Origin of the sequence: Microcoleus sp. ARI1-B5 (assembly GCF_036705795.1) — a bacterium.
GTDB lineage: Bacteria > Cyanobacteriota > Cyanobacteriia > Cyanobacteriales > Microcoleaceae > Microcoleus.
In genome coordinates this window covers 75,624-94,542 of record NZ_JAUBVK010000015.1, presented here as the reverse complement: position 1 = coordinate 94,542, position 18,919 = coordinate 75,624, and the positions used below count along the sequence as shown (strand labels likewise).

15 protein-coding genes are annotated in these 18,919 nt (G+C 48.0%); 8 read left to right on the top strand and 7 right to left on the bottom strand.

What is annotated here, in order from left to right; translation table 11 throughout:
- The first annotated feature begins 156 nt into the window (after positions 1-156).
- From nirB to QUB63_RS21105, 3 genes are all read left to right on the top strand, one after another.
- Entirely contained in the window at positions 157-2,718 is a 2,562-nt protein-coding gene (gene nirB, locus QUB63_RS21115; RefSeq protein ID WP_332947265.1) for a nitrite reductase large subunit NirB, read from the top strand.
- 324 nt (positions 2,719-3,042) lie between these two features.
- The gene (gene nirD, locus QUB63_RS21110) at positions 3,043-3,402 is read left to right on the top strand and encodes a nitrite reductase small subunit NirD (protein WP_332947264.1); all 360 of its coding nucleotides are present in this window, start codon (positions 3,043-3,045) and stop codon (positions 3,400-3,402) included.
- A 310-nt stretch (positions 3,403-3,712) separates the two neighbouring features.
- Complete coding sequence (locus tag QUB63_RS21105) at positions 3,713-5,809, top strand: HEAT repeat domain-containing protein (RefSeq protein WP_332947263.1); 2,097 nt, start codon at positions 3,713-3,715, stop codon at positions 5,807-5,809.
- 319 nt (positions 5,810-6,128) lie between these two features.
- On the opposite strand, the gene QUB63_RS21100 is transcribed toward QUB63_RS21105, so the two are convergent.
- Positions 6,129-7,856: a pentapeptide repeat-containing protein gene (locus QUB63_RS21100; RefSeq protein ID WP_332947262.1), complete on the bottom strand. Its 1,728-nt coding sequence runs from the start codon at positions 7,854-7,856 to the stop codon at positions 6,129-6,131.
- A gap of 375 nt (positions 7,857-8,231) precedes the next feature.
- Positions 8,232-8,660: a hypothetical protein gene (locus QUB63_RS21095; RefSeq protein WP_332947261.1), complete on the bottom strand. Its 429-nt coding sequence runs from the start codon at positions 8,658-8,660 to the stop codon at positions 8,232-8,234.
- Positions 8,661-8,895: 235 nt separating this feature from the next.
- Between QUB63_RS21095 and QUB63_RS21090 the strand changes: the two genes are divergently transcribed.
- Genes QUB63_RS21090 through QUB63_RS21080 form a run of 3 tightly spaced genes read left to right on the top strand, consistent with a single transcriptional unit; the run spans position 8,896 to position 11,089 of the window.
- Complete coding sequence (locus QUB63_RS21090) at positions 8,896-9,048, top strand: hypothetical protein (protein ID WP_332947260.1); 153 nt, start codon at positions 8,896-8,898, stop codon at positions 9,046-9,048.
- A gap of 53 nt (positions 9,049-9,101) precedes the next feature.
- Positions 9,102-10,871, top strand: a complete 1,770-nt coding sequence (locus QUB63_RS21085; RefSeq protein WP_332947259.1) for a S8 family peptidase — start codon at positions 9,102-9,104, stop codon at positions 10,869-10,871.
- Positions 10,868-11,089, top strand: a complete 222-nt coding sequence (locus tag QUB63_RS21080; RefSeq protein ID WP_332947258.1) for a hypothetical protein — start codon at positions 10,868-10,870, stop codon at positions 11,087-11,089. The genes QUB63_RS21085 and QUB63_RS21080 overlap by 4 nt, the downstream gene beginning before the upstream one ends.
- A gap of 1,620 nt (positions 11,090-12,709) precedes the next feature.
- Here the strand turns inward: QUB63_RS21080 and QUB63_RS21075 are convergent.
- A complete protein-coding gene (locus QUB63_RS21075) occupies positions 12,710-13,492 on the bottom strand; it encodes an SDR family oxidoreductase (protein WP_332947257.1) in 783 nt (260 codons plus the stop codon).
- A gap of 200 nt (positions 13,493-13,692) precedes the next feature.
- Complete coding sequence (locus tag QUB63_RS21070; RefSeq protein ID WP_332947256.1) at positions 13,693-14,607, bottom strand: nuclear transport factor 2 family protein; 915 nt, start codon at positions 14,605-14,607, stop codon at positions 13,693-13,695.
- Positions 14,608-14,793: 186 nt separating this feature from the next.
- On the opposite strand from QUB63_RS21070, the gene murG reads away from it, so the two are divergent.
- A complete protein-coding gene (murG, locus tag QUB63_RS21065) occupies positions 14,794-15,885 on the top strand; it encodes an undecaprenyldiphospho-muramoylpentapeptide beta-N-acetylglucosaminyltransferase (RefSeq protein ID WP_442921783.1) in 1,092 nt (363 codons plus the stop codon).
- A gap of 213 nt (positions 15,886-16,098) precedes the next feature.
- Positions 16,099-16,701: a hypothetical protein gene (locus QUB63_RS21060; protein ID WP_332947255.1), complete on the top strand. Its 603-nt coding sequence runs from the start codon at positions 16,099-16,101 to the stop codon at positions 16,699-16,701.
- Between the two features lie 3 nt (positions 16,702-16,704).
- On the opposite strand, the gene ureG is transcribed toward QUB63_RS21060, so the two are convergent.
- The 3 genes from ureG to ureE all read right to left on the bottom strand — a co-directional run bounded on the left by ureG (position 16,705) and on the right by ureE (position 18,764).
- Complete coding sequence (ureG, locus tag QUB63_RS21055; RefSeq protein ID WP_332947253.1) at positions 16,705-17,307, bottom strand: urease accessory protein UreG; 603 nt, start codon at positions 17,305-17,307, stop codon at positions 16,705-16,707.
- Between the two features lie 159 nt (positions 17,308-17,466).
- Entirely contained in the window at positions 17,467-18,180 is a 714-nt protein-coding gene (locus QUB63_RS21050; protein WP_332947252.1) for an urease accessory protein UreF, read from the bottom strand.
- 146 nt (positions 18,181-18,326) lie between these two features.
- Positions 18,327-18,764: an urease accessory protein UreE gene (gene ureE, locus QUB63_RS21045; protein ID WP_332947251.1), complete on the bottom strand. Its 438-nt coding sequence runs from the start codon at positions 18,762-18,764 to the stop codon at positions 18,327-18,329.
- Positions 18,765-18,919: the final 155 nt, after the last annotated feature.

Here is an 18,919-nt window from a genome sequence, read left to right as displayed (position 1 = left end):
ACTGTCAACTGTCAGCACACATCATGCAAAAATGCAATCAGGAGCATTCGACAATTGCATAAAAATTAATTTTTTGTATCTATACATACAAAACTTTACAAAAAACTCTTATATTAATAAAACTAACGACTGATAAACAGGATAAAAGAGACTCTAATGACAGCCAAAAAAAACCTCATTGTAATCGGCAATGGCATGGTAGGCCACAAGTTCCTAGAGTTAATGGTGAGCTCGGATGCTGCCAAAAACTGGAATTTAATTACTTTTTGTGAAGAACCGCGCGTTGCTTACGATCGCGTAAACCTCAGCGGATTTTTCTCTGGTAAAACAGCGGGAGACTTATCTCTAGTTGCGCCGGGCTTTTATCAAGAAAACGGCATTCAAATTCATATCGGCGACAAAGCAGTCGCCATCAATCGGGAACAAAAAACAGTATCTTCAGCCAACGGTTTAGAGGTTCCCTACGACAAAATTGTTCTCGCCACCGGTTCCTATCCATTCGTACCTCCCATCAAAGGCAAAGACGCGGCAGGCACTTTTGTTTACCGGACAATTGACGACTTGGAGGCGATGTCAGATTACGCTAAAAATTGCCGGGTCGGTGTAGTAATTGGCGGCGGTTTGTTGGGTTTAGAATGCGCTAACGCTCTGCAAAATATGGGCTTGAAAACTCACGTGGTTGAGTTTGCCTCGCGGCTGATGCCCGTGCAAGTGGACGAGACTGGTGGTGCAATTCTCCGCAACAAAATCGAAGAGTTGGGGGTTTCGGTTCACACCAGCAAATCTACAACCGAAATTGTCAGCGAAGATGGCAAAGTTACTAAAATGCTGTTTGCTGATGGTTCGGAATTGGCAACAGATATGATTGTCTTTTCTGCTGGTATTCGCCCCCGCGACGAAATTGCCCGAGATTGCGGGATTGCAGTGGGAGAACGCGGCGGCATTACGATCAATGATAGCTGCCAAACTTCGGATGCTGATATTTATGCGATCGGCGAATGCGCGCTTTATCAAAATCGCATCTACGGCTTAGTTGCGCCTGGGTATACGATGGCTGGCGTCGCAGCCGATATTTTGAGCAGTGCAGCGGATGGCAGCCCCCATGCTAGCACTAGCACTTTTACAGGTGCGGATATGTCCACAAAACTCAAACTTTTGGGTGTGGATGTGGCGAGTTTTGGTGATGCTTTTGCCAATTCTGCCGGTGCTAAAGAGATTGTTGTGGCTGACACTTTCCAAGGCATTTACAAAAAATTAGTTTTAAATCAAGACGGTAGCCGGATTTTAGGCGGAATTCTCGTCGGAGATGCTTCTGCTTACGGCACTTTGCTGCAATTCATGCAAAATGAAATTGCTCTGCCGCCGCATCCTGAAGATTTGTTGGTGCCGCCGCGCGAAGGCGGAGCAACTGCTGGTTTTGGTGTGGACAGTTTGCCGGATTCGGCTCAAATTTGTTCTTGCAATAATGTCAGTAAAGGGCAGATTTGTGAGGCGATTCGCGATCGCAATTTAACTGATGTCCCCAGCGTCAAGAAATGCACTCAAGCCGGTACTGGCTGCGGCGGTTGCGTGCCTTTGGTGACGGACATCTTTAAGTCCGAGATGAAGAAAGCCGGGTTTGCAGTCAAAAATCATCTCTGCGAACATTTTGAATATTCCCGTCAAGAACTGTACCATTTGGTGCGCTCTCAAGAGCTTAAAAGCTTTGACGAGACGATCGCCAAACACGGCAAGGGCCGGGGCTGCGAAATTTGCAAGCCTGCTGTTGCTTCGATGCTGGCTTCTACCTGGAACGACCATATTCTAGAGAAGTCTCACGTCGGTTTGCAAGATACGAACGATTACTTTTTGGCAAACATTCAGCGCGACGGTACTTATTCGGTGGTGCCGCGCGTACCGGGCGGAGAAATTACGCCGGAGAAGTTGATTGTTTTGGGAGAAGTTGCCAGGGATTTTAAACTTTATACTAAGATTACTGGCGGACAGCGGATCGATTTGTTTGGGGCTCGGGTGGATCAGTTGCCGCATATTTGGCGCCGCTTGATTGATGCGGGATTTGAGTCTGGACACGCTTACGGTAAGGCTTTGCGTACTGTAAAATCTTGTGTGGGCAGCACTTGGTGCCGCTTTGGGGTGCAGGATTCGACGAGTTTGGCGATCGAGGTTGAATTGCGCTATCGCGGTTTGCGATCGCCCCACAAGCTCAAGTCTGCTGTCTCTGGCTGCACTCGCGAATGTGCTGAAGCTCAAAGCAAGGATTTTGGGATTATTGCGACTGAGAATGGTTGGAATTTGTACGTGTGCGGCAACGGCGGGATTAAGCCGCAGCACGCGGTTTTGCTAGCGTCTGATATCGATAAGGAAACTTTGATCAAGTATGTCGATCGCTTTTTGGTTTTCTATATCCGCACGGCCGATCGTTTGGAACGTACCGCTACTTGGTTGAACAAGCTTGAGGGCGGAATTGAATACTTGAAGCAGGTGATAATTGAGGATTCTCTCGGAATTTGTGCAGAGTTGGAGGCGCAGATGGAGCATTTGGTGAATACTTATCAGTGCGAGTGGAAAACTACGATTGAAGACCCGCAAAAGGTGCAGCGATTCCAGCATTTTGTGAATTCCGATTTGCCAGATCCGAGTATTGTTCGCGTCGAGGAACGGGGACAAACTCGCCCTGCTTACGAGCATGAAAAGGCTCTAGCTGGAGTTGCGGAATAATTCAATGCGTGTCAACTTGAACTTAAACCTATTGTCAGCCTGATTGTTTTAGCCTAAGCCCCCGATCCCCCCTTAACTTGCCCCCTACTCGACCCCTACTCCCCTTTTTAAGGGGGGGACAGGAGTATTATCAAAGTTCTCCTAACCCCATTAAAAAAAGGGGGGGACAGGAGTATTATCAAAGTTCCCCTTTTTTAGGAGGATGCGAGGGGGATCGAGGCTCCCAGACAAACGAGAGCGCTCGTAGGTTTTAGCCAATTGTTGATACGATGAAAGCCGTAGACTGGGAACGAGATTAGTCGTATTAAATTAACAGGAAAAACAATGGTTCAATCATTACAGGTTTCCGATACAGTGACAACTTGGGTCGATGTGTGCTCGCTGGATGCGATCGCCCCGAATACGGGAGTTTGCGCTTTAGTAGCAGGCGAACAAGTGGCGATTTTCCGAGTGGGAAACGGGGATGAACTGTATGCTTTGAGCAATTACGATCCGTTTAGCAAGGCTTTTGTGTTGTCGCGGGGACTTGTGGGCGATCGCAGCGGCACTCTGAAAGTTGCTTCTCCGATTTACAAGCAGAATTTTAGCTTGGCTACTGGCCAGTGTTTGGACGATGAAACGGTAAAAATTCCGACTTTTACGGTTCGGGTTGCAGGATCTCGCGTCCAAGTAGCTGTTACCTAGATTCACGGGCTTAATTGTTCGAGATCCATCCGCCAACACCTCACATTCCGATTCGGTGGTGGCGGATTTTGCATTGGGGCGCTACGCAGCCTGTAGTTTTGGTATAAAATAGAGTCGATCGGCTCGGTACTTCAGGTTTGCTCAGAAAATTCTCAACTAATACCGGAGCTGATACCATTTTCGATTAAAGAATTGGAGAATGGCTGATGACTGCGAGAGTTTGGAACTGGAATACAGTTGCATTCTTTTTGGGGACTGTTATGATTTCTGATTTTCAATGCAAACAAATTCTAGGGGCCAGGATATCAGTATGTTATTAAAAAAACTTGTTTCCGAAAATAATCCCCAGACAGTGGCAGAGTTAATCGACGCAAAACTCAAAACAGGTCAACTGACTGGGGCAGAACTCAAAACACAAGTTTTCGGTCAGCACTGGCGGGACGAATCTTTGCACGAATTTCTCCAAGAAATTGCAGCCAAGCTCGACAAAGAAACAGCGAACGAAATTATAGAATATTTGATAGCTCAAAACGGTCAACAAGAAAAATTTATTAATTTATTTTTAGCATCAGAATGCCTGTCAAAAGTTAAAACTGGTATCAATGAAACAACAGAAAAAAAACTGTTAAACGCTTTAAAAAAGTTATCGCAATACGGCACGGTTTTCCTGATTCTTTATCAAAGCGCTCAAGAATTGCAGGAAACTTATCAAATTCGCTATCGATCGATCGCCGCGATCGCCCAAACTTGGAAAAACGACCCGCAAACCCTGCCCTGGCTGAAAATACTGGCACACTCCAGCGACAGCGGCGAAGTCCGCGCCACAGCAGTCAAAGCCATAGCCCGCGGTTGGCCCGACGAGCCAGAAATTTACCTGATGCTGAAAAACCTCGCTTTGGGCGATCGAAGCTGGGCAGTGCGATCGGCCGCAATCCGAGAAATGGCTTCTGGTTGGCCCTCTAACAGCGATACCTTGCCGCTGCTGGTGGCCATGGCTCAGTCCGATCGCAGTCCCGCAGTCCGCACCTGCGCCCTGGAACAGTTGGCATCTAATTGGCGCGATCGCACAGATACCCTGCTGCTGCTGAGAACCGCCGCCGAATCCGACGAAAATTTGGGAGTGCGAGTCGCAGCGTGGCAAGAAATAGCCAGAGGTTGGCACAGCGTTTTAGGCACTTTATCCCTGCTCAAAAACCTTGCGCAGACAGGAAGTTCTACCCTGCGCACAGTAGCGGTGCGGGAATTGGCAGCGGGTTGGCCCGCCGATGCCGAGGTTTGGTTGCTGCTGAAAACTCTAGCAGCCTCCGACAGCAGCGAAGAAGTGCGCACAGCAGCGATCGAAGAATTGGCCTGGCGAAAGCCGCCCAACGAACCAGACATTTACCCGCTGCTGAAAAGTCTCGCCGAGTCGGACGCGAGTTCCACCGTCCGGCAGGCAGCAGTCCAAGGAGTTGCCTCTGGCTGGCCCTGTGAGCCCGAAACTCTGGCTTTTTTGAAAAATATAGCTACGGGCGATCGCGACGCCGAACTGCGCGAAATAGCCCTGCAACAGATTGCCTCCGGTTGGCCCGACAGCCCAGAGACATTGCCCCTGCTGCAATCTGTTGCTAGCTCAGATGATTATTGGACTGTGCGGCAAGTGGTAGTTGTAGCCGCAGCCACGTTACCGTCAGCCAGTCTCGAAGTCTTTGAGTGGTTGAAAAATCTGGCTGAATCAGACAGACACATCAACGTCCGAGAAACGGCGGTGGAACAGATAGCAAGAGGCTGGCGACACCGGGGCGAGACGCTGCCTTTTCTCAAGCAACTGGCGGAGTCGGAACGGGATTATCACTTGCTGAGCGTGCTGGTGCGAGAAATAGCGCGGGGATGGCCAGAAGAGCCGGAAACCTTGGCTTGGTTGAAAATTCAGCTTGAGGCTGGGGAGGAGGAGGTGCGCGAGGTGGCGGTGCAGGAACTCGCTCGCAATTGGCCCGATGGTGGTGAAACTTTGCGGATGTTGGAGGCTAAAGCAGAGGGCGATGACAGTTCGGCTGTCAGGAAAATTGCTTTGCAAAAGTTAGCCCGGGGGCGGACAAATGAGTCTCAAACTTTCGAGTGGCTGAAAATTAGGGCCGCCCAAGATGAAGATTCGCAGGTGCGGGCGATCGCCCTGGTAGAGTTAATCCGGGGATGGAAGGACGAACCGGGAATGTTTGAGTTTTTGCGCCAGAGAGCTCTTACCGATCCCTACGATCGCATAGGTTCTTTTGCTTACAATCCCCGGTTTACAGCACTCGAAGCAATTATCGAACATTATCCCGAAAATGAGGAAACTTTGCCATTGGTGCGATCGCTCGCAGTGTCCGACGGCGACGAGCAAGTGCGGGCCTTAGCGGGCCGCCGGCTGGGTAGCCAAGATTGGTAATTAGTTATTAGTCATTAGTTATTAGTCCTGCCGTCATGAGTTATTAGTTATTAGTTATTAGTTATTAGTCATGAGTTGTTAGTCATGAGTTGTTAGTTATTAGTCATTAGTTATTAGTCATTAGTCCGGCCGTCATTAAGTAAATCCACCTAATTAAACATAAAATATGAAGCCCGAAAAAGCTTGCTGTGTATGTCTTCTTCCTTCTTCCTTCTTCCTTCTTCCTTCTTCCTTCTTCCTTCTTCCTTCTTCCTTCTTCCTTCTTCCTTCTACTTAGTTATTTGCCTGTGTTTTTAACAATCCCAAATCCCACATCGATTCATTCCCACAAAAGCGCGATCGCAAACCGCACCGCTTCCCCCATCATCGAACAGCGAACGCTCGCGGACGCCGTTTTCTCCCACAAAAGCAACTGTTCCCGAAAACCCGCGTCTTGCTTGGCCCGCTGCACGATCGCCTGACTGATGACTTTCCTCTGAATTTGCTCTGTCGGGATACCTTGCTGCTTCAAATAATCCAACAACCGCTGCACGCTTTCGGAGAATTTATCGGGCGTTTGAGACATCAAAATAAACGAAATTTGGCGCACCATTCTCTGATATATTTCCTGCCTTCTGAGCAACACCTCCTTTTGGCTCGGCATCGCCGGCTGCGGTGTTGCTGACTCCTCCTGCGAACCGTTATCGGCCACAGCCAATCCCAGCAAACTCAAAATTTCAGCGCCCTTAGCTAAAACCTTTTCCAACATATCTGGATAAAGCTCCAAAATGCGATCGCCCAAAATCTTGCCATTCACCAAACGGTTCGCGCTCAACCGCAGTAAATTTCCTTCTCCCGCTGACTCAAAAAAATGTACAGCCAACCTTAGTTCGTAGCTCTCCAACTCCACCTGACGCACCGTAAAAACCAAAGCCTCCCAATTAGGAGATTGGTCAAAACACACCTCCACAATCGAACTTTCCTGTTGATACTGCCGCCCCAATTCCCCAGACTCAAAATCGCGATCGGCTGGCAAGCGATTTGCCGCAACTTTTGCAGTATAATCAAACTTAGTAAAAACATAGCGACAGTCAACCTTCGACAGATCGACATCTTGAACCTGCCAATTTTGAATGCAGCAACCCGTAAGCTGCGCCCCCTCCAAATTAGTCCGAATCAAACGGCACTCAATCAAACAAGCTTCTCTTAAATCCGCCTCAGCCAACATCGCATCCATCAAATAAGCGCCGCTCAAATCAGCTTTCCGCAAATGGGCACTGCGCAAATTAGCTTCGCTCAAATCCGCCCGCAGCAAATACACTTCTTGCAGGTTAGCTCGCACCAAAAGCGCCTGCTTAAAACTCGCTTTCAACAGATAAGAACCCGCCAAATTAGATCGACTCAAATCAGCCCGCTCCAGCACCGCCTCAGTCAAATCCGCCCCCGCCAGCACAGCTCGGTGCAAGTCAGCGCCTGTCAGATTTGCCGATCGCATTTGAGTACCGTTCAAGTCAGCTTCAATCAAATTTGCACCGCTCAAAATTGCCGATCGCAAATTCGCTTCCACCAAATGCGCTTCCCGCAAATTAGCACCCGTTAAATTAGCACCAACAAGACTGGCGCGGTTGAGATTCGCCTCCATCAATTCCGCCCCCATCAACTGCGCGCCGTCGAGTTTCGCCCTTTCCAAATTAATTTGGTCAGATTTAACTTTTTGAAGATTAGCACCGCCCAAATCCGCCTCAGGGAGCGCCGCCCAATTAAGATCCGCTGCTTCCAAACAAGCAAGGCGCAAATCGGCTTTAGCAAGATTTGCCCCGCTCAAATTTGACTGGCTCAGATTAGCCCCGGACATCACTGCACTGCGGAGATCCGCGCGGCGCAAACAAGCCCCAATTAACTTGGCATTGCTCAAAAAAGACCAGCTCAAATTAGCACCGGTCAAGTTAGCACCAGTTAAGTCTATTTCTCGCAGGTTGACACCGCTTAAACTAGCACCGCTGAGGTCAATATGAGCAAAGTTGCGCTCTCCCTCTTGATAGCGCTGTAAAAATTCCTGTATTTGCATTCGCAGGGGAAGGGGAAGGGGAAGGAATAAAACGATTTCTAGTCGGGTAAAATAACACTTATCACGTTTGTAGTGAGGAATGCGAGTCCTCGGATTTGGATGCTGACTCGCATTCCTCACTACAAACCATTATCACGTTTGTAGTCAGGAATGCGAGTCCTCTGGTTTTATGCGGACTGAAGTCCGAACGATCAAACCAATTTGATTGCAATCTATCGACAGGACATCATAGAATTTAGAAATTCCGTTGATTCAATGATTTTTCCAGAAAGAATTGGTTTAAAGCCTCTCCCTTTTAGGGATAAATTAAAAGAAGAATATTCCTTACTCCAATCCTCTTTTTTCCAGGTAGAGGTCGCTATCAACTGTCACAGGTCAACTGTCAACTGAAAGAAAGCGCTGCAATTCCTGCTGCAAATACTTGGCCCATTTAGTCGCTAGAGGAACTTCTGTAAAAGGAACCTGCACTGCCGCAGCATCTTTTAACAAAAATTCTAGGGCGATCGCGCTTCCAGAATTCGGCGGCGACTCTAAATCTACCACAGCGCCGTTAACTAACAACCGCAGCGATTCCACATTTTTCAAAGAAAAAGTTTGCAAATTCACAGGCCCCCTGCGAGTAGGTTTCCCCCAAGTCAAACAGTCTTCTTGCTGACCGAGTACAGCATAAATATCGTACTTTGCCTTGGCGAATTGTTCCGCCCAAACGCGATACGCTTCCAGCTTTTGATACTCGTTCCATCCAGCCCAAGCCAGAGAAATAAAAATTGCCAGCAGCGGCAGCCACATTAAACCTCTTTCCATGCAATATCCTTTTCATTCAGTTGACAGTTGACAGTTGACAGTTGACAGTTGACAGATGACAGATGACAGATGACAGTTGACAGTTGACAGTTGACTTCGGAGGGCGACCTCTACCTAAAAGGAAGAGGATTGGAGTAATGAATAGTTTTCTTTTAATTTATCCCGATCGGGGAGAGGCTTTAAACCAATTATTTCTGGTAAAAAATACTCCCGGTTATGTTTGCCATCTGCTTTAATGATACAATTGATTGAACTTGTCAAACTTGCTCGGGAATTTAAACTAGAAACTAAAGCAATTTTCGATCGCACGGGCAGCCACAGCCGCCAAATACCAAACGCCCGCCCGATCGCTCTCCAGAACCAGCCGCCCCTAAAACTGGCGCTATAGGTGAAAATTGGGTTATTGTGGTGTACAAGCCTTCCCTACACGGACGATCGGCCATGAAAAAGTTTTTCCTTCTGTGCTTATTTTTAATCGGGCTCGGCTGGGCGATTTCTAATTTCCCAGGACTGGCTACTCAAGGTACTTACGACTCGATTGTGCTGGATTTCCGCGAAGATATCGGTGCTGCTGAGATTGCAAAAGAAGTAAATGCGATCGCCCAGCAGTACAAAATCGCACCGCAACTCAACAGCGAATTCTCAGCATCAGATAATGTGTATGTTGTCAAGGGCGATCGCGCTTTGCTTTCGGCCCTGAAAAAATCAAACTTGGCTAAAGATACCGAATACATTGAACCGAACTTTGTCTACAGCGCCTTCGAGATTCCCAACGACCCCATGTATACCAAGCAGTGGAATCTCCGCAGCATCAACGTAGAATCTGCCTGGAACGAAACCAAAGGCAGCGGCACAACAGTAGCGATAATTGACACGGGCATTACCCCCGTCGCCGACTTAAAAGAAACCAAATTTGTACCGGGCTACGACTTTGTAAACGATCGCGCCGAAGCCTACGACGACAACGGCCACGGTACTCACGTCGCCGGTACAGTCGCCCAATCAACTAACAACAACTACGGCGTCGCAGGCATCGCTTACGAAGCATCTTTAATGCCGCTCAAAGTATTAAGCGGCAGCGGCGGCGGTACAGTTTCCGACATTGCCGAAGCAATTAAATTTGCAGCAGACAACGGCGCAGATGTCATCAACATGAGTTTAGGCGGCGGCGGCGAAAGTCAGTTAATGGAAGAAGCGATCGACTACGCCCACTCTAAAGGCGTTGTCATCATCGCAGCCGCAGGCAACTCCGGCGACAGTTCGGCCTCCTATCCCGCCCGCTATCCCCACGTCATCGGCGTTTCCGCCCTCGGCCCGAACGACGAAAAAGCCGAGTATTCCAATTTCGGCGCAGGGGTTGACATTTCTGCCCCGGGCGGTTCTGAACTAGGCAAAATTCTGCAAAGTACGATCGACCCAGAAACCGGCGCCGAAGTCTTTGAAGGCTACCAAGGCACAAGCATGGCTTCTCCCCACGTCGCCGGCGTTGCAGCACTTATCAAGGCATCGGGTATCACAGAACCAGACGCAATTCGCAGCGTACTCTTGCAGTCCTCGCGAAATGTCACCGAAGACCCCTTAAACCATTTTGGTTCGGGACACCTAGACGCAGGCGCAGCAGTTCAGCTAGCCCAGCGCGGACAAATCAACTTCCGCGACTTCTTCCGCTGGCTGCGCGACAACGGCTATCTTAGCCCCCGCTTCTGGATCGACGGCGGTGCAGTCGCCCTGTTACCGAAAATTGCCATGGTGCTCGGTTCTTACCTGCTGGCTTTCATTTTGCGGAATTATTTCCCGTTCCAGTGGACTTGGGGCTTTTCCGGCGGCTTGATTGCTGGAAGTTCAGGCTTCTGTTTCCTCCGCAACTTGTTCGTATTTGACTTGCCGCAGTGGCCGATGAGAATCATGGGCAGTTCTATCCCCGAACTCGGCGGTGCAATTAACGGCAGCAGTATGCTGAATCCCTTGTTTGCTAGTGTTTTGATTCCCGGGATTTTGATTGTTTTGCTGTTGGGACATCAACAGTGGAAGTGGATCGCGATCGCAACTTCGATCGGCTTTGCTAGCTGTTTAGCTGTGAACGCTGTTCTCTCTCCCGCAGTTTGGGGATTGGGAACAGGTTTAGTAGCACAAACATTCTTGATTGTCAATGCTTTGCTGTGTTTTGGATTGGCACGTTTAGCACTTAAAACAGAGGTGCAGTCTGCATGAGTATTACAGTCAAAGGCAAAATTGAACGCAAAGGATTAGGCCCGGGCACTTGGGCTTTGGTTGGCGAAGATGGGGAAACTTACGAACTTAAGGATGCTCCTTCTGAATTGAAAAAAGCTGATTTGAAAGTCAGCGTTAAAGGTGAAGTCCGCAAGGATGTCATGACTTTTGCGATGATCGGGCCGGTGCTTGAGGTGCAGTCTTTCGATCTGTTGTAGGTCGATCGGCTCGCTCCAGCTTTCGAGCAAAAAAAAACCCCGGCCAAAATTGGCTGGGGTTTATTCATTAGGGTGCATCTACTAATTTAATGTCCGGCCCGAGAGCACCTCATTCAGGACAGTTTGGGAAAATCCATGATTTTAGAAACCCGGTTTCTTTCTAGATTTCTGGTTCCTGTACGCAAAACTCGTAGAAACCGGGTTTCTCGGCCCATGCACCTACGCCCTCAAACTGTCGCTACCTCTGGTTATACCTAATTTTTGCCAAAAAAAACCCGGCCAAAATTGGTCGGGAGTTAATTAATCAGGGTGCATCTACCAACTAAGCTTCCTAAGAATTCTCGCGCAATCCGGACACTTACCTCAAACTTTTTCAGCATCAGCCTCAATACCGCAAAAAAAAACCCGGCCAAACTTGGTCGGGAGTTAATTAATCAGGGTGCATCTACTAATCTAATCTCCGGCCCCACCGCACCTTGTTCCGGACAGTTTGGCAGAATTTGCAGGAATTTGCGGCGAAAGCGTGCGATCGACAAAAAAAACTCCCGCGCCAAACTTGGTCGGGAGTTAATTAATCAGGGTGCATCTACTAATTTAGTCTCCGGTAGCACCGCACCTCTTTCGGGACAGTTTGGGAAATTTGGCAGAATTTGAGGTAAGCGCGTGCGATCGCTCAAAAAAAACCCCAAACCAAAATTGGTCGGGAGTTAATTAATCAGGGTGCATCTACTAATCTACTCTCCGATAGCACCGCACCTCTTTCGGGACAGTTTGGGAAATTTGCCAGAATTTTCCGAGAAAGTGCGATCGCTCAAAAAAAAACTCCCGCGCCGTAATTGGTCGGGAGTTAATTAATCAGGGTGCATCTACTAATCTACTCTCCGGTAGCACCGCACCTCTTTCGGGACAGTTTGGGAAATTTGCCAGAATTTTCCGAGAAAGTGCGATCGACCCAAAAAAAAACCCCAAACCAAAATTGGTCGGGAGTTAATTAATCAGGGTGCATCTACTAATCTACTCTCCGGTAACACTACACCTTTTTCCGGACAGTTTGGAAAATTTGCCAGAATTTTCCGAGAAAGTGCGATCGACCAAAAAAAACCCCAAACCAAAATTGGTCGGGAGTTAATTAATCAGGGTGCATCTACTAATTTAGTCTCCGGTAATACCGCACCTCTTTCGGGACAATTTGGAAAATTTGCCAGAATTTTCCCAGAAAGTGCGATCGACCCAAAAAAAAACCCCAAACCAAAATTGGTCGGGAGTTAATTAATCAGGGTGCATCTACTAATCTACTCTCCGGTAACACTACACCTTTTTCCGGACAGTTTGGAAAATTTGCCAGAATTTTCCGAGAAAGTGCGATCGACCAAAAAAAACCCCAAACCAAAATTGGTCGGGAGTTAATTAATCAGGGTGCATCTACTAATTTAGTCTCCGGTAATACCGCACCTCTTTCGGGACAATTTGGAAAATTTGCCAGAATTTTCCGAGAAAGTGCGATCGACAAAAAAAACCCGGCCAAACTTGGTCGGGAGTTAATTAATCAGGGTGCATCTACCAACTAAGCTTCCTGAGAATTCCATCGCAATCCGGAAACTTACCACTAAAAACTCAAAACTATTTTCTGTGAACGAGAGTTGCACTAGCTTGGTCTGTCGGAACTAGCAAGACTTCGCTAATATTGACGTGGGGCGATCGCGTCGCACAAAAATACACCACATCGGCTACATCGTCCGCAGTTAGCGGTGTCAGTCCTTGATAGACATTTTTTGCCTTTTCTGCATCGCCGTGAAACCGGACATTGCTAAATTCTGTTTCCACCAAACCGGGTTCTATTTCCGTCACCCGCACCGGTGTTCCCAAAAGGTCTTGTTTCAACCCTTCAGAAATAGCTCTCACCGCTGCTTTGGAAGCGCAATAAACATTACCTTTCGGATAAGTTTGGCGGCCTGCTATTGAGCCGATATTCACTACGTGGCCGCGGCCTCGGCTGACCATTCCCGGCACGATGTAGCGAGTCATGTACAGCAAGCCTTTCACATTGGTATCAATCATTTCTTCCCAATCTTGAAAGTTGCCTTCGTGCAGTTTGTCTAAACCGCGGCTCAATCCCGCATTGTTAATCAGAATATCGATGCTTTTCCACGCTTCGGGCAGCCCAGTTATCGCCGATTCGACTTGCGGGCGATCGCGCACGTCCAATTCTAGCAAGTAAATCTCGTTCGCCGACGCGATCGATTTTGTGTCTGCAAGTTCCTTTGCCAGTCGATCGAGCTTTTCAAGGCGGCGGGCTGCTAAAATTAGTTTGGCTCCACAGGAGGCGAATATCTTGGCACAGGCTGCTCCGATACCGCTGCTCGCACCCGTAATGAAAACAATTTGATTTTGGATAGAAATCATTTTTTGTCAGTTGTCAGTTGACTGTTGTCAGTTGACTGTTGGCTGTTGTCAGTTGACTGTTGGCTGTTGTCATTAATCATTAGTCGGTAGTCATTAGGGAAAATTACCAATTACCTGCGCGGGCCTGCGCGGGCCTGCGCGGGCCTGCGCGGGCCAATTCCCCATTCCCCATTCCCAATTCCCCATTCCCATAACATCTATTATTTAACAACCCGCAATCGCACACTAATCATTGCAATTCCGCCTTGCCGCATTAAAACTGCCGAAATCCAGCGATTTTCCGGCGTAGCGGGAGCTTTACCTACTTTAAAAATGCCCCCCGAATTCAGCAAATCCAGATCGAGTTCTGCGGACTTGAAAAATGTTTTTTCGCTAACGGGTTCCTCCAAAATAGTTCCTATTAAAATGTCATTACCGATCGGCTCTAGAACAATGGCATCAAAATGGTACTCTTCGCCCACCTTCACTTGCTCCGGGACATTCACTTGAATTTTGGGAGGATTTTTTCCGGAACTAAGCTCATTTTGTTCTGCTAAAATCTCTTGATTAACTATTTTTTCACCTTCAAAGCGCTGCTGAGAACGAATGGTAGCTTTGAGATTTAATTCTCTCCCATCCTGTTTTTGAGTGCCGGCAATTGTAGTTATTGTTTCAGCGACAATCGCGCTACCTTCGGTTTTCCAAGATTTTAGTTCGGTGCGGTAATTCAAACTCGGATACCGCTGCCAGAGTTGGGTGAGGGCTTTTTCCATGCTTTGGCTGTTTAAGCCGTCAGAATGAGTGAAATTCTGGCTGTAAAATGCCATGACTGCTTTGACATCGCGCCGGTTGGCGGCTGCGTCTATTTCTGTTAGGAGTTTGGTGAGTGGGGCGGGCGCATTTGCAGGAGTTTGGGCGAGATCCCCACTCGCCCCGATCGCTCTTACCGCACTCGGATGCAGCACGCCACCGCTTACCACTGCTAAACATAACAAGATTTGAGCGATCGACTGGCGGCCGAAGCAGCCAAATACGATCGCCCGTTGGCGCAGCCCTCGAAGAGGATCGGCTGTTTCGTCCCGACGGCTGCAAAAATACTGAGATACACTTGGCACTAAATTCAAAAAATTACGCATTAGATGATACTTTGGTTATTTGTCAGGAGTCGCGGCGCGGGCAACTGTTCGCCAGCAACGAAAAACTGACAACGGAAGGAGGGACACGGCACAATCTAATTTTAGATTGCTGATTGAAAATTGGCTGAAACTGCCGGAACAATAAGCATAATAATCTAAAACCTCTAATCTAAAATCTATCGACCTGTGGAACTTGTAAAAGAAACAAATACCTTGACAAAAGCCCCCTTGCGGTTGTTGGTTGCAGCTAGCGGCACGGGAGGACATCTATTTCCGGCGATCGCCACCGCTGCGGAGTTGAACGACTGTCACATCGAATGGCTGGGAGTCCCAGACCGCATGGAAACGCAGTTAGTTCCCTCCCTTTATCCCCTCCACACGATCGCCGTCGAAGGCTTCCAGCAGCGATTTGGACTCGGTACAGCGCGCATTTTGGGCGGACTGATCGGCTCCATCCTTCAGGTGCGAAAGTTGCTCAAAGAAGGAAATTTTCAGGGAGTATTTACTACCGGCGGTTACATCGCAGCACCGGCAATTTTGGCAGCCCGCTCTTTGGGTTTGCCGGTGATTCTCCACGAATCTAATGCAATTCCGGGCAAAGTGACGCGGTGGTTTAGTCCTTTTTGCAGTGCTGTGGCGATCGGATTTGCAGCAGCAGCCCAGCATTTACCCCGCGCGAAAACGGTGGTTGCAGGTACGCCAGTGCGATCGCAATTCCTCGCGCAGCAACCTCTAAAGTTACCAATTCCTGACAGCGTACCTGTAATTTTAGTCATGGGCGGCTCCCAAGGTGCTGTCGCAGTCAATCAGTTAGTGCGCGAGTGTGCTCCGGCTTGGTTTGATGCGGGTGCTTGGGTAGTTCACCTCACCGGAAATAATGATCCGGATGCTGAGAGTTTGAAACACGAGCAGTATCTGTCGATGCCATTTTACGACAATGTGGCGAGTTTGTTGCAGCGAGCAAATATAGCAATTAGTCGATCGGGCGCCAGTGCCTTAACAGAATTAGCAGTAACTGGAGTACCTTCTATTTTAATTCCTTTTCCTCACGCCGCAGACGACCACCAAAGATTTAACGCCGAAGTATTTGCCGCCGCCGGCGCCGCCGCGGTATTCCGTCAAAGCGAACTCACAGCAGAGGTATTGCAAAGCAAAGTGCTGTATTTGTTAAAAGATTCCGAATATTTGGCAAAAATGTCTCAAGCTGCTCTTCAATTAGCGGTGACAGACAGTACAGAACGTTTGGCTAATTTGGTCAGGGAATTGGTGGTGCGGTAGGGAGTGTTAGTCAGTAGTCAGTAGTCAGTAGTCATTAGTCATATCAACTTCGATCTCTGGGTTATTATATAATGCAAAATCTTGTAGGGGCGGGTTCACCAGTATTCTCGTATCCAAAGCCAACAAATTCATAAACCCGCCCCGCCCATACCGGCACAAACCGACCGGACATCTAAATAGGCGATCGAGAATTTGTAACAAGGAGAAAGTCAAATGGCATACAGTGACTTTACTTTAGACAGAGTATTGAAAACCTTTGACTTAGCTTATTCTGAAATAGTCGAAATCTTCACTCCTGCACCCGAGTTAGAGTGCAGCAGATTACTGACAGAAGTTTTGCAAGAAAATCTGCCTGTAGCTCTCGGTAGCAATACAGAAAAAGCTCGTTCAGAACTGATTATCGCGCCGATTTTAATGGAAGTGAGAAAACTTTTGCAGCATCGCGTGAGCTTATTCTCTGGCATTGATTTTACTGTAGATGCTGAAAGAGGGCTGAATGGGAATTGTGATTTTCTGATAAGCCGATCGCCAGAATTGTTGATTGTAAAAGCCCCAGTCATTGCTATTGTAGAGGCTAAAAAGGAAAACATTAATTCAGGATTGGGACAGTGCATAGCTTCCATGTTAGCAGCTAAAATCTTCAACGAGCGCGAAGGCAATGAGATTGCCACAATTTATGGGGCTGTCACTACAGGAGATAGATGGAAATTCTTAAAACTCCAAGGACAAGCGATTTCTGTTGAGACAAGCGAAACTTTGCTTACTAATTTGAGTAAAATTTTGGGAATTTTAGCATTGGGAATGGACGGCGCTTAATCCTTAATTATCGCCCATATTCAACTTAACAAAATCAACCACCGACGCTAAGCCATCCTGAGTTTTCAAATTAGTAAAAACAAAAGGTTTCTCCCCGCGCATCTTTTTAGCATCCCGTTCCATCACGCCCAAATCTGCTCCCACAAAAGGCGCCAGATCTGTTTTATTAATTACCAATAAATCCGACTTAGTAATTCCCGGCCCGCCCTTGCGCGGAATTTTATCCCCCGCAGCCACATCAATTACATAAATTGTCAAATCCACCAACTCCGGGCTAAAAGTTGCAGCCAAATTGTCGCCGCCGCTTTCGACAAACACTAAATCTAAATTAGTAAATTTGTATTCTAACTCTTCTATAGCTACCAAATTGATCGAAGCATCTTCGCGGATGGCGGTGTGGGGACAGCCGCCAGTTTCTACTCCCAAAATGCGATCGCTCTCCAAAGCTTGACTCCGAACCAAAAACTGTGCATCTTCCTGAGTATAGATATCATTAGTAACAACAGCAATCTGGTAATCCTGACGCAGCGACTTGCACAAAGCATCAAGCAAAGCCGTTTTTCCCGAACCAACCGGGCCAGCAATTCCTACACGAAAAGCACTCATAATTATTTTGGTAATGGGGCATTGGGCATCGGGAATTGGGCATTGGGCATAGTTTATTTATCTTCCTTCTTCCATCCATCCGTTACAAAATTCGTTGCCGAACTTCCTTACATCCGTTAAATCCGTTACATAATCCGTTGCCGAACTTCCTTCCTATTTTCAACTCCGAAACAACCGAGTGTACTGAGTTTCGTGCGCCATGCTAGCTAGCGCCAGTCCCCAACTGCAACTACCAAGGTCATCATCTTCTAATTGTAAAACTTCTCGCGCCGTTGAGCTAATTTGACAGTGCAAATCTAACAGCAACTGCTGGCCCGCAGTTTGACCCAGAGGAATCAATTTCACGCCCGCACTCGCCAAATTTGCAGCCCAACTGTACAAATATCCTACCGCGGCCGCTTCCTCTTCAATCTGCCAACTGGCGGCCGCAATCCCAAAGCCGATCGCAAAATTGCACGGATTGCCGCCAACTTCCACCAAATCTTTTACAATTGTTGTCAAGCCAGAAGCAGCGGGCGATTCCCTGCGGGATAGCTTCGCTTCACGCAAATCCAGCAACAACCGCGTCAAAGTCCGTCCCATCTGCCAACTTTGCAAGCGCAACTCTTCAGTTTCCTTAGCAGCAGTCGCCCAAGCATTCCAATAACTCAAAGCCCTCAAATCCCCAATCTTCGCCGCCCTCAAAGCCCGTACCGCCACAGCAGCCTCTACTCGCACCGCCCCGAATTCCAGCGAATTTTCCAACCAATTCCTCAAACTAATCTCGCTGTCGATCGCACCGGTTTCTACCAGACTTTCAATTCCCTCAGAATAACTATAAGCTCCCACAGGCGCAAAAGCTAACTGCAACAAAGATAAAAGTTGATTGTTCACGGCGTTGACTGTTGACTGTTGACTGTTGACTTCTTGCTTCTTGAATGGCCGAAAGCAATTTAGTCACAAGCCCTCGGATTCATCGGTGGGAGTAAATCTAAAATCTAAAATCTAAAATCTAAAATCTAAAATCTAAAATCTAAAATCTAATGACTGTGCCCGTAAGCGCCCATTTCCGGCTGAAACGGCACAATTTCCTGTGTTACTTCCAAACCCATTTTTTCCAGCATTCCCTGCAAAACAGAGTCAGGAGAAAGCCTTAAATAATTATCGGCCACTTCCAAAGCTACGTGGCGGTTTCCCAAATGATAAGCCGCCCGCATCAGCAGCAGCCCAGTCGAGGCCCTTGCGGTCAGTACCGGTTCGGGTTTTGCGCTTACGAGTACCAAACAGCTACCGTCTTCCGACTGCAATAAATCTCGATCGCGCAGTACCGTACCTCTAGGCAAAGCCAAGTGTAGCACTTCTCCGGCATCCGTCTCGAATCGGTGGCGGCTGCGAGTGCGATCGTCCGCTGTCATCGGTAAACTAAAGTTGACAGCAGCATCGGGATTTGCAGGCAAATGTTTTGTGAAAGTTAGCATTTTCCTATTCTATTCCTCCAAGGAATTCCCTTCTTACCATGTCCGGTCAATTCCCTCCGGAACGATTGGCCCGCAATTTGTAAAGGTTCGATAGTTCCGAATGCAATTCAAGCGTTATGGATGAGGACTTGCATTCGGAACGATCGAACCAATCT